The organism is Mycetohabitans sp. B2 (genome assembly GCF_021733735.1).
Taxonomy (GTDB): Bacteria; Pseudomonadota; Gammaproteobacteria; order Burkholderiales; family Burkholderiaceae; genus Mycetohabitans; species Mycetohabitans rhizoxinica.
On sequence record NZ_JAHKSP010000048.1, the window covers coordinates 256,822 to 271,478 of the forward strand.

Here is a 14,657-nt window from a genome sequence, read left to right on the forward strand (position 1 = left end):
CGTTCAAACAAGGACTCCGCCAGTGGTCAAAAGCATAGCACGCGAGCCGGGGCTGCCGAGTGCAGAAAACGCAACGCGATCGTCGCTGAAGACGGCATTGCGCGCCAGGCTGCTAGCCGAACGTGAGCGCTTCGCCGACACGCCGCAGCGCACGCAGGCCGATGTCAAATTGGCGGCGCGCCTGGCTGATGTGTTGCGGCAGTATTCGCCCCGTTGCGTGGGCCTATTCTGGCCGGTTGCCGCAGAGTTCGACGCGCGACGCGTGGTCGCGCACTGGTTGAGCGGCGACGCCGCGCGGCGCGCGGCATTACCGGTTATCGTCGCGCCGCACGCGCCGATGGCCTACCACACGTGGACACCCGGCTCGCCGATGAAGGAAGGGCGTTATCGGATTGCCGTGCCGGCGCACGAAGACAGCATCGTGCCAGACTTGCTGCTCGCACCATGTGTCGGCTTCGACGCATCACGGTACCGGCTCGGCTACGGCGGCGGCTATTTCGACCGGACGCTGGCTGCCTGGCCAGCACACGCGGGCTCGCCGGTTACGGTGGGGGTTGCATATGAATGCTCGCGGGCGGACTCGCTGCCGCACGAAGCGCACGACTTGCCGCTGGACATCGTCGTCACAGACGCGACCTGCTATTGATCGCCGCCCGGCGCGCTCAGAGCGACGTCGCAGCGCGCGCGGCTGTGTCGTAGAGGCCTGACGCGGTGCGCAGCAACTGCGCGGCGTCGCCGATCTGCCCGTTGTCCAAGCCGGCCTCGGCCAGCGTCGCCATCAAGCAACCCTCGCGCACCTCGCGATACTTCAGACAAAGCTTGCGGCCGGCCTCGGTCGCCGAAAAAAACACCTCCTTGCCGGATTTCTCGCTGGCCACGTAACCCCGCGCGACCAGCTTTTTCAGCGCGTACGTCGCCACGTGCGTATCCTCGATGTTCAGCACGAAGCAGATATCCGCCAGTTTCTTCTTGCGCTCGCGATGTGTCACATGATGCAGCAACGACACCTCGATTGCCGTCATGTCCTTGGCGCCCGCCGCGGACATGCAGCGCACCATCCAACGATCGAACGCGTGGCCCGCCAAGATTAATCCATACTCGAACTCAGACAGCTCTGCACTGGTTTCAGACATGAGGTGTTCTGACGAGACAATCTTCGTTGGCGTGCGGATCATGCCAGATGACCGTAGTTCGTTGCAGGGCCTTCAGTATAACGGCGGACAAGCGCTCAGCGATGTCTCGTGAAAACACTTATTGATAAATTCTCTATATTTTATTGACAATACGATATAAAAGTATGCCTGAGGCACGCGCGGATCCGCGTTCCCTTCACCAGAATGCATGGCTATGGAGGCGAATCAATGATGACTGCACCAAGAATTTTTCCGCTGGGCGATCAGGCACTCGTGTGCGAACTGCCGCCGCCAGCCACGCTCGCGTACCAGAAACGCGTGTGGCATGTGGCCCGGATGGCACGCGACTGGCCGCATGTGCTGGATGTGGTGCCTGGCATGAACAACGTCACCCTGGTGTTTGACCCGATACATGCCGATCCAGACGGGTTGGCGATACAGCTGCGCGGCGCTTGGGCGCGGGCCCCGGCCGAGGAGACAGCATGCCGCGTCGTCGAGATCCCGGTGCGCTACGGCGGCGAGGCCGGACCGGACCTGGAAAGCGTGGCGCGGCACACCGGCTACTCGCCCCGCGAAGTGGTCGAGCGGCACGCCGCCGGTGAATACGTTGTGTTTTTTCTCGGTTTTCAGCCCGGGTTCGCCTACATGGGTGGACTCGACGCAAGCCTGGCCACGCCGCGGCGGCACGAGCCGCGATTCGCGGTGCCGGCCGGATCAGTGGGCATTGGCGGCGAGCAGACCGGCATCTACCCGGCCACGTCGCCGGGCGGCTGGCAATTGATTGGGCGCTCGGACATGGTGCTATTCGATCCAGCCAGGACCCCGAGCACGGCACTGCTGCCAGGCGATAAAGTCCGCTTCATCATCGCGGAGGTGCTGGCATGAAAGACGCATGGGCATGGGTTTGCGCTGCGGCGCTACAGGCGCACCATGACTGGGCAGGGAGGCACGCATGATCGAGGTCATCCGCGCGGGGACGCTGACGACCGTCCAAGACCTGGGCCGCACCGGCCATCGCCAGTATGGCGTGTGCACCGCCGGCGCGCTCGACACCGTGGCGCTGCAGGTGGCCAACCGGCTAGTGGGCAACGTCCCGGGGGCGGCAGGGCTTGAATTGACCCTAGGGCCGGTGGTGCTGCGGTTCCCGCGTGCCGCACGCATCGCGCTGACCGGCGCCGACTTTCACGCCATGCTGGATGACCAGCCTGTCTACGCATGGCGCAGTCTGCCGGTGCAAGCAGGACAAACCTTGACGCTGCGCGCGCCGTCGATCGGCATGCGCGGCTACTTGGCGATTGCCGGCGGCATCGATGTGATGCCGATGCTCGGCTCGCGCTCGACGGATCTGGGCTCGCATTTCGGTGGTCTCGCGGGGCGGGCATTAAAGGACGGCGATCGCTTGCCGGTCGCGCCCCTGCCCGCGAGCGCGCGCAACCCCGCATTTAGCCCGGAAGCACCGGCGTTTGGCGTCAAGCCACCATCGTGGTGCGCACTGGAGCATCTTGCAGAAGGTACCGGTCAACGGCTCGGCGCCATCGCGACGCGCGTGCGGGTCATACCCGGCCCCGAATATGCCAGCTTTTCGACACAGGCCCACGCCGCGTTCTGGAACGAAGACTGGTCGATCACGCCGAACAGCAATCGGATGGGCTTCCGGCTGGCCGGCCCAATGCTGGAACGGCAAAGCCCGATCGATCTGCTGTCGCACGGCGTGCTGCCGGGCACCATCCAGGTGCCACCGAATGGGCAGCCGATCGTGCTGATGAGCGACGCCCAGACCACCGGCGGCTACCCGCGGTTCGGCAGCGTGATTGCCGCGGACCTGTGGCTGCTCGCGCAGGCCCGGTTGAACCAACGGGTTCATTTCATCCAATGTTCTTTGGAGCAGGCACGCAACGCACTGGTAGAACTCAACAAATATCTGCGCCATATCGAGCTGGCCATTGCACTACAGCAGGAGCGCTGTAAGGCTGCGGCATGAATTGAAGGCAGGGGACATGGAAGTCGATCTGAACGCCGATCTCGGCGAGGGCTGTGGCAACGATGAAGCGCTGCTCGAACTAGTCAGTTCGGCGAACATCGCCTGCGGCTGGCATGCGGGCGGCCCCAGCATCATGCGGCAGAGTGTTCGCTGGGCCATCGAGAAAGGCGTGGCGATCGGCGCGCACCCCAGCTTCAACGATCCGGAGCATTTCGGACGTGCCGAGATAGACCTACCGCCCTCCGATGTCTATTCCGGCATGTTGTACCAACTCGGCGCCCTTGCCGCGATCGTGCATGCCGAAGGTGGCAAAGTAGCTCACGTCAAGCCTCATGGCGCCCTGTACAACATGGCCGCGCGCGATATCACGCTGGCCAATGCGATCGTTGCCGCGGTGCGCAACTTTGACCCGTCGTTGGCCGTGTTTGGTCTGGCGAACAGCCGCCTGATCGAAGCAGCCCGGCGCGCTGGGCTGCTCGCGATCGAAGAAGTGTTCGCTGATCGTGGCTACCTGTCTGATGGCTCGCTGGTGCCACGCAAGCTGCCCGGCGCGCTGCTCGAAGACGAGGACACGGTGTTGGAGCGCACGCTAGCGATGATCCGGGACAAGCGCGTGAGGTCCGTGGACGGGCAGTGGGTGATGCTGAACACCCAGACGATCTGCTTGCACGGCGACGGGCCGCACGCGCTCGAATTTGCCCGCCGCATCCGCGCGCGGCTGGCAAATGAAGGCATCCGGGTTCACGCAGCCCGCCACGTCGCGATGGTGGCGGGCTGCGCACCCGATGCTTGACAACACAGCCCGGTCCATGAAGCCGGGTTTTTTATGCTTGTTCACCACCGCTGGACTTGCCAATTGGAGATCTTATGCAAACCACCCTCAATCTTTGGCCACTGCTCGGAGTGGCCGTCATCATTGCCGGCTTCGTGCTGCGCTTCAATCCGATGCTCGTGGTCACAGCCGCCGCAATCGTGACAGCCACCGCCGCTCACTATCCGCCGGCCAAGATCCTCGCGGAAATCGGTATCGGCTTTGTTAAGACGCGTAACCTTCCGCTGATTATCCTGCTGCCACTCGCCGTCATCGGCTTGCTGGAGCGTCACGGGTTGCGCGAGCGCGCTCACCAGTGGATCGCCGGCATCAAGTCCGCCACCGCGGGACGCCTGCTGATCGTCTATCTGTTCGTGCGGGAAGTGACCGCTGCGGTGGGACTGACCGGCCTAGGGGGTCATCCGCAGATGGTTCGTCCGTTGATCGCGCCGATGGCCGAAGGCGCCGCGCAAACGCGCTATGGCACGCTTGCCGATGCGGTGCGATACAAGCTGCGGGCGTTCTCCGCGGCCACCGACAACGTCGGATTGTTCTTCGGTGAGGACGTGTTCGTGGCATTCGGCGCGATCGTGTTGATGACCACGTTCCTGCATGAGGCAGGCATCGACGTCATGCCGTTGCACGTCGCGCTGTGGGGTATCCCGACCGCGATCTGCGCCTTTCTGATCCATGGCACGCGGCTGTACCTGCTCGACCGGTCGCTAGATCGAGAACTGCTGACCCAGCCGAGCGACACCGGCGCCCACCCCAATCAACCAAGCGGAGAACAAGCGTAATGCTGTCGATCAACTACCTTTACTGGCTGGTGGGCATCCTGCTGGCAATCGTCTCGGGCATGATCGTCACCGACACCACGCATCCCAAGCGCTGGCTGGCCGGTACATTCTGGGCCTTGGCGGCAATCATCTTCTTAATCGGCGAGCGCCTGCCGGCTGAACTGGTCGGCGCCTTCGTCATCGCGATGGCGCTAATCGCCGGATTCGGCGGCGTAGCCGGCGGCAAGGCGAAAATGCTATCGGCGGAGTTGCGCACGGCGAGCGCGAAACGACTCGGCAACAAGCTGTTCCTTCCGGCGCTGACAATCCCGGCCATCACCGTCGTGTTCACGCTGGCCGCGCCGCACCTGAATGTCGGCGGCACGCCGTTGCTGGACCCGAAGAACGTCACGCTCGTGGCATTCGGCATCGGCTGCCTCGTCGCCGTAGCGTTCGCGTGCCTGCTCACACGCGACACGCTTGCGCAGTCAACCCGGGAAACACGGCGCCTGGTCGATGCACTGTCGTGGGCAGTACTGCTGCCGCAGATGTTGGGCATGCTGGGGCTGGTGTTTTCGGACGCTGGCGTGGGCAAGGCGGTTGCCCACTTGACCACGGCCTACATCAACATGGACCTGCGAATGATCGCGGTCGCGGTGTACTGCATCGGCATGGCGCTCTTTACGGTCATCATGGGCAACGGCTTTGCCGCGTTCCCGGTCATGACCGGCGGCGTCGGCGTGCCAGTGCTGGTCGGTGTGTTCCATGCCGATCCGGCGGTGATGGCCGCCATCGGCATGTTCTCCGGCTATTGCGGCACGCTGCTTACGCCGATGGCTGCGAACTTCAACATCGTGCCAGCGGCGCTGCTGGAATTGCCCGACAAGAACGCGGTAATCAAGGCGCAAGTGCCGACCGCGCTGGCCATCCTCGTGGCCAATATCGTGCTGATGAACGTGCTGGCGTTTCGCGCGTAGCACCGGGCTTGGTGGCGCCGGCCTGCGTCGCGAGGCTGGCGCGCGTGTCAGCACTGGCGCTGACAGCGGCGGTCGTGTCGCTGTCAGCTTCGCTCAGTGCCGCGCGTTGCATAGCGGCGCGCTTTACTGAATACAACGCGCCCTGGCTGGCCATGCGTTGTTCCCATACGTGCCCAATGCGTGTGGATTGAAGCTCCGTCTCGACCAACTTGCCGCGCAGGTCCTTATAGCGCACCGGCGCTTCCTTCATGAAGTACGTCGCGAGCCGGTCGTGGCTGACGTCCAGGTCTGGCAGCGGCCTCCCAGCGTCCGGCAACGTGCCCTGTTGCGTGCTGATGAACTGTTCGATTGCACAAGCCAGCAATTGCCGGCTGCCCGGTGTTGGCGCGTGCCGGCTCGCCAGCGCGCTCAGTGCATCGCGCACGAGCACAGCCTGGCGGTATAGACATTCGTCATTTTCGATGTCGCGGCTCAACCCCAGCACAAGCCGTTGTATATCGGATGCGGCTACGTCTGGCGTTGACGCAGCGGCAGGGGCTTGTTCGCCCGCCACATCGCGACAATGCGCTGGCATCGCGCGGCTATTTGCATTGAGCCCGCGCTCGATATGGCGATACGCGCGGTGCTTGGTTTCAAGTTTGCGCTCCAAATAAATCAGTTGCGTCTCAATCATTTGCTTAAGCACACGCGCCTGTTCGGCATGATTCGCTGGATCGGCAAGCCACGCTTGCAGGCTCGTCCGTGTCAAATGGCGCCGCGACGCATTCCATGCATTGCGCGCCGCACCGGAGGCATTGCGCCACGCGCTACGCGCGGCCTGCGAGGCGCGTATTTGCGCATCCGGGCGGACCGTACGAACAAACGCCGATGCAGCTTTGGCCCGGCCCACTACCGCCTCCCCGGTACGCCGCGCAAGCTGTGTCAGTTGCTGCTTACCGTTAGGTTTGGGACCCCGTCGGCGAATCACCTCGTCGTCGTCGGCTGTATAGGTATATTGATCGTCAAACCGCTTCGCACATTGTGCGGCCACATCGGCAAGGAAGTTTTGGCGCTGGTCTTCGCGTGCCGCCGCTTGGTAATAGAAGAGCTTACGCAGATCAAAACCCGCTCCCGGTTGATCATCCGCGCATAACAGATCGACACTCGCCAAAAAATGCCGATCGAGCTCGGGGTCATCATCGTGATAATAGCGCTGGTAACGCTGAAGCTTGCCGTGACCCTTCAGATACTGCATTGAGAAAAAGATCATCGCGGCACTGGCTAGACCTGTCCCGGCCATCAGCACGACCGGCGCGGCTGGCGTCGCGAGCGCGGTGCCGCCCGCCGCGACAATGCCAGCCAGCGCAAGCTTGGAGACCGTGCAAGCAGTATAGAGGCCGCTGCCAGCGACAAACCCTTTATTCCAGTCGGTATAGCGCGTGAAGAACGCATCATGCTGCTGGGTCTTTTCGCGAAGAAAGCGTGCATAGCGCTCGCTGAGGGTGTGCTCGTCATATGGCGGATCCATTGACGCCCCGCTCCGGCGGTCCACTTCAGCTCGTTTCAGCCAGGAAGCTATTCTTGAATCCGTGCTTTGCTTTTCTGCACGGAACGCGTCGCGCTTTTTACGTGACTTGTGCAGCATGTAACCGCCAAGCGCCAGCGAACCGGCCGCAGCCATCGGACCCAGTGCGGCCGAGCCGACCATGCCAGCAGCGCCGGCGGCGGTTGTTGCAGCAACGCTACCCTGCTGTCCGATGTAGACGCCCTTTAACGTGGTATCGACGATGCATTTGGTCGCAATGGCGCTACCGGAGACGAATGAACTGGCACCAATCACCTTGTCCGCATCGTTCTGCTTGCGCAGAAAGCGCAACGCGGCACGCCGCTCCTGCTTGATGGTCGTGAGCTTGGGCAACGGCTGATTGCTTGCAGGCGTCGCAGGAGCGCCCATACCATCATTGCACTGTTGTGCCGTGCCATCCGCGTTGTGACGTCGCACATCAAGCAAAGCAGAGAGCGCCTGCAGCGCGACTATTTCTTCGTCCACTTGATCGAGCGCCTGGGCCAACGCCTTGTCAGTCTTGCGCGCACGGCGCCATTCAGCCAGACCCTCCTTGATCGCCAGCCCCGCCAGCGCCAGCAGCGGCCCAGTCATGCCGGCGGTTACCGCCATATCCGCGATACCATGCGGAATGCCCGCATCCTTGAGCCATCCCACCGGGTCATGCGCGAGCAATTCCGATGCTTGCCTGAACGCGGCTTCAACGCCAGCGCCGTCCCCCTTTGACACTTGAATCAACGTAACGACCATCACGTACAGGCAATGCACGAACTCGTCCGCATCGATCGCCAGCGCGCCACAGCGGTCTGCGCTCTCGCCGAGCCGCTGCTCCACCAGTCGCTTTACTTGAGCATAAAGTTCGCTAGGGCACTCTAGCTCCAACATCGTGGCCGGGGCCGCACCGCGACGCCATGCTTTCAATTCGTCGATGGTTGCAGCATGCTTGTTGATGAGGGAGCAGGACGCTGTACCCCATCGATGACTTTTCAGCGACGCCTTTGAGCAAGCAGGCGCGCCATCACTGATGGCGTTTAATTCCTTTAGCAATCCAGAACAGTCGGCGACGGACGCGATCTCCACCTCGATCTTCGGCGGACCGGAATGGACATCGGCCTTGTCTTGGTGAACGTACTTTTTCGCCCGCGAGGCGCCTGGCAGGGGTAAGCCGATTGAAAATGTAGGAAAGCTTAGCATGGGTTGCGATCAAACAATGAACGCAACCCATATTAACGATAACAATTATCATTTACGCTTTTAATCCGAAGTGAAACGCTTCCGCGCGCACGACGCCGTTATGCGAATTGAATGGCTTTTACCCATGCCGCCGGGCATCATATCGTTTTGGCTGTGCGCCGCCTTCCTACGTCACCATCGAGAATCACTTCATCCAGGAAAACCGTACGATGCACACCGTACTGCTAACCGGTTTTGAGCCATTTGAGAATGAACTCATCAATCCATCGTGGGAGGCCGTGAGCGCACTCGACGGCGCACGGATTGCGACCCCGATTGGCGACACCATCGTACACGCGCGGATGATGCCAGTGCGCTTTCACACGCTCGACCAGGCGCTGCTAGACGCGCTCAATGCAACGCGTCCGTCGCTGGCAATCTGTGTTGGCCAAGCCGGCGGGCGTCCGGACTTGTCCGTCGAGCGCGTCGCCATTAACGTGGACGATGCACGCATTCCGGACAACGACGGTTACCAGCCAATCGACGCTCCGATCGTCGCCGACGGGCCGGCGGCTTACTTCTCCACGCTGCCGATCAAGGCGCTCGTCCATGCGCTGCGCGAGGCCGGCATCCCTGCGTCGGTGTCGCAAACGGCTGGCACCTTCACGTGCAACCACCTCTTCTACATCCTGTCGCACTACATCGCGACACGCGCACCGCAATTGCGCGGTGGCTTCGTACATATACCCTATACACCGCGACAGGCCGCGCGCCACCCAGGCCAGCCCAGCCTGTCGACCGCGTCCGTCATTGAAGGGTTGAAGGTCATCGTGCAGACTGCCTTGTCAGTCCACATGGATTTGCCGGAAACGGGTGGCGCGTTGCACTAAGCTGCCTACGCTGGCCTGCCACCTCGGCACAACCCGGCCGCATTCGTATTAGCCTGCCGCCCTGGCACAGCTCGACTACATCCGCACGATCCTGCCGCTTCGCGGCCAGCGCCATGATGGCGACGCGAGCAGCCCGGCATACGTGTCAGCGCGGCACGACGTCAAAGCCGCGATCTCGCAATAGCGCGAGCACGCCCTTCGGCCCGCCAAGATGCAGTGCGCCGATCGCGACGAAAATCGGCCTGTCGGGCTCGGCAAGCAGCAGCATACGCGCAACGAAGCGCTCGCTGCGCTGGTACACGATCCGATCGTCAATGCGCCGCGACAACGTCGGCGAGCGCGCCAGTTTCGCCGATTGCCGTGCCTGCCAGTTTGCCATCGCATCGGCATCACCAGCACGCCATAGCGCATGCAGGATGCGCACGTCGGACACGTTGTCGGTCGGCGTCTGCCGCAAGTCCTGCGCGAGCATTTCGCGTTGCTCGGCGAGCGTCAGTCCGGTAAAGGCGGCGATTTGCTCATCGCGCGTCTCGAGACCGACGATACGTCCCACGTACAGGTTTTCGAGCTGTGGCTCGGAGCCGTATTCGGCTTGCAACCCGGCCGACAACGAGTCGTAGGTCTCAATCAGCATCGCCGCCAACCATGGGCGTGTCTTGCGGATTGCCGCAAGCCCGGCTGGATTGCCTCGCATGCGACGCACGATCTTCGCCCACATATCGGCCGGTAGCAACCGTGGCAGACACGCATACGAGCACATGCCATAGCGCGTCACATCGTCCTGCGACACCACCAGATCGTCGGGCGAAAGCTCGAACGCCACGCGCGACGCCGTGCGCAACGCGTCAATGATCGGTTGCCGGAACGGCTGCTCGGCGGGATAGTCAGCCGGGTCGCCAACGTGCAGCGTGCCGAACAGGTACAGTGTCAGGGCGCCTTTGGTCGCGACATAGAACGGCATGTGCGCAGGCCGCGGCACCCTCGCCTGGGCGGTGCTGGGCTCGCTAGGTGCCGATCCGTCGTCGGCTTGCGGCACCGGCTGACCGTGCTGGCGCGGCGGCGTGGCTGCGTCGGTCTGGCCGGCAGGTATCGACACGGTTGGCGGCCCCAGCGGGGCCTGCATCATGGACGCGCCGGAAAACGCGTGCGCGGATGATGCGATACCGGCCAATAATCCGAAGGCGAGCTGCCACGCGAGCCGCTTGGCCAGACCGGTATTGCGTCGCGCGCGGTGGCCACGCCGCCACTCAAGCATCCATTTCCTCCGCACGATGGCAGGCCACTTGGCGGCCATCGACGTCGCGCAACCTCGGCTCCTCGGCCACGCACCGCTCGATCCGATACGGACAGCGCTGATGGAACGTGCAGCCGCGAGGGGGGTTCAACGGCGACGGCAGCTCCCCCTCCAGCTTGATCTTGATGCGACGTTCGGATTCGGAAATAGCCGGTGTGGCTGACATCAACGCGCGCGTGTACGGATGCCGCGGCCGCGCGAAGATTGTTGCTTTGTTCCCCCGTTCCGCGATGCCGCCGAAGTACATCACCATCACGTCGTCGGCGACGTGCTCGACCACCGCGAGGTTGTGCGATATGAACACGTAGCTGGTGCCGAACTTATCCTGCAGATCCATGAACAAATTCAAGATCTGCGCCTGGATCGACACGTCCAGCGCCGACACCGGCTCGTCGGCCACGACGATGCGCGGCGTCAGGATCATCGCGCGCGCAATCGCCACGCGCTGCCGCTGCCCGCCGGAGAACATGTGCGGATACCGCTTCGCGTGCTCGGGCCGCAGGCCGACCGTGCGCATCATCTCGGCGATGCGCGATGCTCGCTCACCGGCGCTCATCTCGGTATTAATCGCAAGCGGCTCGCCCAGCGTCTGCTCGACCGTCTTGCGCGGGTTCAACGACGCAAACGGGTTCTGGAACACCATCTGGATGCGTTTGCGCAACGCGGCTAGCTGTTCACGCGTGGCGGTCGCCACATCGGCACCATCGATCAACAGGCGGCCGGACGTCGGGCTCTCGACCATCGTCAATTGCCGCGCAAGCGTTGACTTACCACATCCCGACTCGCCGACGACCGCCAGCGTGCGGCCACGGGCGAGCGCAAACGACACGCCGTTGAGCGCCTTCACGGTGGCCGTGCCGAACATGCCGCGGCGCACCTCGTAGTGCTTAGTTAGTCGGTCCGCAACCAGCACGGCATCCTCGGCCATCGCCGTGTCGCGGGCATGCGCCACCGCGCTCATCGGTCACCTCCGTTCTCATGCACGCCGCGCCCGTGCGGATCATGCCGATCGGCCACGTCGCAGGCGGACGGCACGGCCGACGCCACGACGCCCTCGTCGGCGTCGTCTCCCGGCGTCGCACCGGCCAGCGCGATGCGCCCCGCATCGAATATCGGCGCCGCGACCTTTTCCACATTCAGCACACGGATGCATCGGGCGCGCATCGCGTCATCCTGCGCATCGAGTTGCACGAGCGCGGGCCGCCCCTTCCCACAATCGTCGACCACATACTTGCAGCGCGGCGCGAACAGGCAGCCACTGGGGCGATCGCCGCGGCCAGGTACCATGCCGGAGAGCGCCGCGAGCCGCCGCGCGCCGCGGTTGTGCTCCGGGATGGCCGCCAGCAGCGCCTCCGTGTACGGATGGTGCGGCGCCGAAAAAATATCCGGCACGCGATTCATTTCGATGATCTCACCCGCATACATCACTGCGACCCGCTGCGCGACCTCGGATACTACGGCCAGGTCGTGAGAGATCAGCACGAGCGCCATACCCCGCTCCTTCTGCAGCCGCACCAGCAGATCCATGATCTGCGCCTGGATCGTCACATCCAGCGCAGTGGTCGGCTCGTCGGCGATCAGCAGCTTCGGGTTGCACGCCACAGCCATGGCAATCATCACGCGCTGGTTCATCCCGCCCGACATCTGGTGGGGAAACGCGTTGATGCGGTTCCTTGCGTCCGGGATGCCAACCTGCTCGAGCAAGTCCAGCGCGCGGCGCTCCAGGGCCGCGCCGCGCAACCCTTCGTGCAAGCGCAGCACTTCCTTGATCTGGTAGCCGACCGTATAGCTTGGATTTAAACTCGTGAGCGCATCCTGAAACACCATCGCGATGTCCTTGCCGATGATGCGCCGGCGCTTAGCCGGCGACGCGCGCAACAGATCAACGCCGTCAAAACGCAGCTCGTCGGCGCGGACACGCCCCGGCGGGTCGATCAGCCCCATCAAGGCCATCGACGTGACACTCTTGCCCGAACCGGATTCGCCGACAATGCCAAGCACCTCGCCGGCGGCCACCGACAGATTCACGCGATCGACCGCGGCCAGTCCGTCGAAGTCGACATGCAGATTGCGGATCGTCAGCAACGGCGTGCCTGCATCGCACGATGCATTCGAATTCGAACTCATGACAGTCTCTTCAATTTTGGATCGAGTGCATCGCGCAACCCGTCGCCGAGCAGATTGATGACCAGCACGGTGACCAGAATCGACAAGCCCGGCATCGTGACGATCCACCACGCGTTGTCGATGTAGTCGCGCGCGGAGGCCAGCATCGCGCCCCATTCAGCTGACGGCGGCTGCACGCCCAGGCCGAGAAAGCCGAGCGCGGCGGCATCGAGGATCGCGGTCGAGAAGCCCAGCGTAGCCTGCACAATCAACGGCGCGGTACAGTTGGGCAACACTTGCGAGAACATCAGGCGCAGCGTGCCAGCGCCCGCCACGCGCGAGGCGGTCACATACTCCCTTTGCAGCTCACCGAGCGCGCACGCGCGCGTGAGCCGCACATAGGCGGGCAGCGAGACGATCGCAATGGCCAGCATCGTGTTGGTCAGTCCGGGACCGATCACAGCCACGACCGCCACCGCAAGCAACAACGACGGCAGCGCGAGCAGCACATCCATCAGCCGCATGATCGGCGCGTCGCCCCAACGCGGGAAGAATGCGGCGGCCAGACCCAGTACGATGCCCGGTACCAGCGCCAAGACGACCGACACCAGGCCGATGAAGAATGACAGCCGCGCGCCGTACATCAGCCGTGACAGGATGTCGCGCCCAGCTTCGTCAGTGCCCAGCACGAACTGCCAGTTGCCGCCAGCGAGCCACGCCGGCGGCAACTTGACGCACTCCCGGTACTGCTCGATCGGGCTATGCGGCGCCAGCAGCGGCGCGAACAGCGCGACCACGACCAATATCGCGACCACCACGAGCGCGCCGACGGCGCCACGGTTGCGCGAGAACTGGGCCCAGAATTCGCGCGCCGCCAGCACGCGCCCGGACGGCGGCGGCGTCACCGCCTGCTGCGAGGACAGGGGTTGGGTTGGCAAGTCTGCCATCGTTACCTCGTGTGGCGAATGCGCGGATTAAGCACGCCGTACAGCACATCGACGAGCAGGTTGACCAGGATGACCAGCGTCGCGATCAGCAGGATGCCGCCTTGCACGATCGGGTAGTCGCGGCGCGAGATTGCGTCGATTAGCCACTTGCCGATTCCAGGCCAAGAAAACAGGGTCTCGGTCAACACGGCGCCTGCAAGCAACGTACCGACCTGCAGCCCGATCACCGTGACAACGGGAATCAATGCGTTGCGCAGCGCATGCACGAGGACGACCCGCGCCGGCGACAAGCCCTTGGCGCGCGCAGTACGGATATAGTCCTCGCGCAGCACCTCGAGCATTGACGAGCGCGTCATCCGCGCGACCACCGCCAGCGGAATCGTGCCCAACACCACCGCTGGCAGGATCAGGTGCGACACGGCGGACTGGAACGCGCCCTCATCGGTGGACAGCAGCGAATCAATCAGCATGAAGCCGGTCGTATACGGAATGTCATATTCCACCGCGATGCGCCCGGACACCGGCGTCCAGCCGAGCGTGACCGAGAACAGCATGATCAGCAGCAACCCCCACCAGAAGATCGGCATCGAATAGCCGGTCAGCGCGGTCCCCATCACCGTGTGATCGAGCCACGAGCCGCGCCTGAGCGCCGCGGCAACGCCCGCCGGCAGGCCGAGCAGCAGCGCAAACGCCATCGCGCAGACCGACAGCTCCAGCGTCGCTGGAAAGCGCGCGAGAAACTCGTCCATCACGCTAGTATTGGTGATCAACGATGTGCCAAGGTCGCCCTGCAGTGCGCGGCCCACATAGTGCAGATACTGCCACGGCAGCGGCTCATCGAGCCCCAGGCGATGCAGCGCCTCGGCATGCATCTGCGGATCGACGCCGCGCTCACCCATCATTACTTCGATGGGATCGCCGGGTATCAAATGAATCAGCGCGAACGCGAGAATGGTGATGCCGATGAACGTCGGTATGACCATCCCCAGGCGGCGCAAGACAAAACGGATCATGAAAACTCCCGTT

Annotated in this window: 14 protein-coding genes; 7 read left to right on the top strand and 7 right to left on the bottom strand. The window is 63.5% G+C overall.

The annotated features are described in order from the left end of the window. The first annotated feature begins 22 nt into the window (after positions 1–22). Positions 23–646: a 5-formyltetrahydrofolate cyclo-ligase gene (locus KPG66_RS12165; RefSeq protein WP_041753910.1), complete on the top strand. Its 624-nt coding sequence runs from the start codon at positions 23–25 to the stop codon at positions 644–646. Positions 647–662: 16 nt separating this feature from the next. On the opposite strand, the gene KPG66_RS12170 is transcribed toward KPG66_RS12165, so the two are convergent. Next, complete coding sequence (locus KPG66_RS12170) at positions 663–1,175, bottom strand: winged helix DNA-binding protein (RefSeq protein WP_013436526.1); 513 nt, start codon at positions 1,173–1,175, stop codon at positions 663–665. Between the two features lie 189 nt (positions 1,176–1,364). Between KPG66_RS12170 and pxpB the strand changes: the two genes are divergently transcribed. From pxpB to KPG66_RS12195, 5 genes are all read left to right on the top strand, one after another. Continuing rightward, positions 1,365–2,018, top strand: coding sequence for a 5-oxoprolinase subunit PxpB (gene pxpB / locus KPG66_RS12175; protein ID WP_041754572.1), 654 nt, complete (start codon positions 1,365–1,367; stop codon positions 2,016–2,018). 67 nt (positions 2,019–2,085) lie between these two features. After that, positions 2,086–3,114 (top strand): biotin-dependent carboxyltransferase family protein, encoded by a 1,029-nt coding sequence (locus KPG66_RS12180; protein WP_013436528.1) that lies wholly within the window; start codon positions 2,086–2,088, stop codon positions 3,112–3,114. 16 nt (positions 3,115–3,130) lie between these two features. Then, complete coding sequence (gene pxpA, locus KPG66_RS12185) at positions 3,131–3,907, top strand: 5-oxoprolinase subunit PxpA (RefSeq protein WP_041753911.1); 777 nt, start codon at positions 3,131–3,133, stop codon at positions 3,905–3,907. A 74-nt stretch (positions 3,908–3,981) separates the two neighbouring features. Continuing rightward, positions 3,982–4,722, top strand: coding sequence for a DUF969 domain-containing protein (locus KPG66_RS12190; RefSeq protein ID WP_237071001.1), 741 nt, complete (start codon positions 3,982–3,984; stop codon positions 4,720–4,722). Continuing rightward, entirely contained in the window at positions 4,722–5,678 is a 957-nt protein-coding gene (locus KPG66_RS12195; RefSeq protein ID WP_237071002.1) for a DUF979 domain-containing protein, read from the top strand. The genes KPG66_RS12190 and KPG66_RS12195 overlap by 1 nt, the downstream gene beginning before the upstream one ends. Here the strand turns inward: KPG66_RS12195 and KPG66_RS12200 are convergent. After that, positions 5,599–8,415, bottom strand: coding sequence for a hypothetical protein (locus KPG66_RS12200; protein WP_237071003.1), 2,817 nt, complete (start codon positions 8,413–8,415; stop codon positions 5,599–5,601). The two genes, KPG66_RS12195 and KPG66_RS12200, sit on opposite strands and share 80 nt — an antisense overlap. Positions 8,416–8,624: 209 nt before the next feature. Between KPG66_RS12200 and pcp the strand changes: the two genes are divergently transcribed. Beyond that, complete coding sequence (gene pcp / locus KPG66_RS12205; protein ID WP_041754574.1) at positions 8,625–9,284, top strand: pyroglutamyl-peptidase I; 660 nt, start codon at positions 8,625–8,627, stop codon at positions 9,282–9,284. 145 nt (positions 9,285–9,429) lie between these two features. On the opposite strand, the gene KPG66_RS12210 is transcribed toward pcp, so the two are convergent. The 5 genes from KPG66_RS12210 to KPG66_RS12230 are packed head-to-tail and all read right to left on the bottom strand — an operon-like array spanning position 9,430 to position 14,644. Next, positions 9,430–10,539, bottom strand: coding sequence for a TraB/GumN family protein (locus tag KPG66_RS12210; protein WP_237071004.1), 1,110 nt, complete (start codon positions 10,537–10,539; stop codon positions 9,430–9,432). Then, positions 10,532–11,539, bottom strand: a complete 1,008-nt coding sequence (locus KPG66_RS12215) for a peptide ABC transporter ATP-binding protein (RefSeq protein ID WP_013436535.1) — start codon at positions 11,537–11,539, stop codon at positions 10,532–10,534. Before KPG66_RS12215 ends, KPG66_RS12210 begins: the two co-directional genes overlap by 8 nt. After that, positions 11,536–12,705, bottom strand: a complete 1,170-nt coding sequence (locus KPG66_RS12220) for an ABC transporter ATP-binding protein (RefSeq protein ID WP_237071005.1) — start codon at positions 12,703–12,705, stop codon at positions 11,536–11,538. The genes KPG66_RS12215 and KPG66_RS12220 overlap by 4 nt, the downstream gene beginning before the upstream one ends. Continuing rightward, the gene (locus tag KPG66_RS12225) at positions 12,702–13,631 is read right to left on the bottom strand and encodes an ABC transporter permease subunit (RefSeq protein ID WP_013436537.1); all 930 of its coding nucleotides are present in this window, start codon (positions 13,629–13,631) and stop codon (positions 12,702–12,704) included. The genes KPG66_RS12220 and KPG66_RS12225 overlap by 4 nt, the downstream gene beginning before the upstream one ends. A gap of 2 nt (positions 13,632–13,633) precedes the next feature. Further along, positions 13,634–14,644, bottom strand: a complete 1,011-nt coding sequence (locus KPG66_RS12230) for an ABC transporter permease subunit (RefSeq protein WP_013436538.1) — start codon at positions 14,642–14,644, stop codon at positions 13,634–13,636. Between the last annotated feature and the right edge of the window lie 13 nt (positions 14,645–14,657).

Coding starts and splice junctions, on each gene's coding strand:
- KPG66_RS12170 (WP_013436526.1), bottom strand. CDS start 1,175: ATGATCCGCACGCCAACGAAGATTGTCTCGTCAGAACACCTCATGTCT.
- pxpB (WP_041754572.1), top strand. CDS start 1,365: ATGACTGCACCAAGAATTTTTCCGCTGGGCGATCAGGCACTCGTGTGC.
- KPG66_RS12180 (WP_013436528.1), top strand. CDS start 2,086: ATGATCGAGGTCATCCGCGCGGGGACGCTGACGACCGTCCAAGACCTG.
- pxpA (WP_041753911.1), top strand. CDS start 3,131: ATGGAAGTCGATCTGAACGCCGATCTCGGCGAGGGCTGTGGCAACGAT.
- KPG66_RS12190 (WP_237071001.1), top strand. CDS start 3,982: ATGCAAACCACCCTCAATCTTTGGCCACTGCTCGGAGTGGCCGTCATC.
- KPG66_RS12195 (WP_237071002.1), top strand. CDS start 4,722: ATGCTGTCGATCAACTACCTTTACTGGCTGGTGGGCATCCTGCTGGCA.
- KPG66_RS12200 (WP_237071003.1), bottom strand. CDS start 8,415: ATGCTAAGCTTTCCTACATTTTCAATCGGCTTACCCCTGCCAGGCGCC.
- pcp (WP_041754574.1), top strand. CDS start 8,625: ATGCACACCGTACTGCTAACCGGTTTTGAGCCATTTGAGAATGAACTC.
- KPG66_RS12210 (WP_237071004.1), bottom strand. CDS start 10,539: ATGCTTGAGTGGCGGCGTGGCCACCGCGCGCGACGCAATACCGGTCTG.
- KPG66_RS12215 (WP_013436535.1), bottom strand. CDS start 11,539: ATGAGCGCGGTGGCGCATGCCCGCGACACGGCGATGGCCGAGGATGCC.
- KPG66_RS12220 (WP_237071005.1), bottom strand. CDS start 12,705: ATGAGTTCGAATTCGAATGCATCGTGCGATGCAGGCACGCCGTTGCTG.
- KPG66_RS12225 (WP_013436537.1), bottom strand. CDS start 13,631: ATGGCAGACTTGCCAACCCAACCCCTGTCCTCGCAGCAGGCGGTGACG.
- KPG66_RS12230 (WP_013436538.1), bottom strand. CDS start 14,644: ATGATCCGTTTTGTCTTGCGCCGCCTGGGGATGGTCATACCGACGTTC.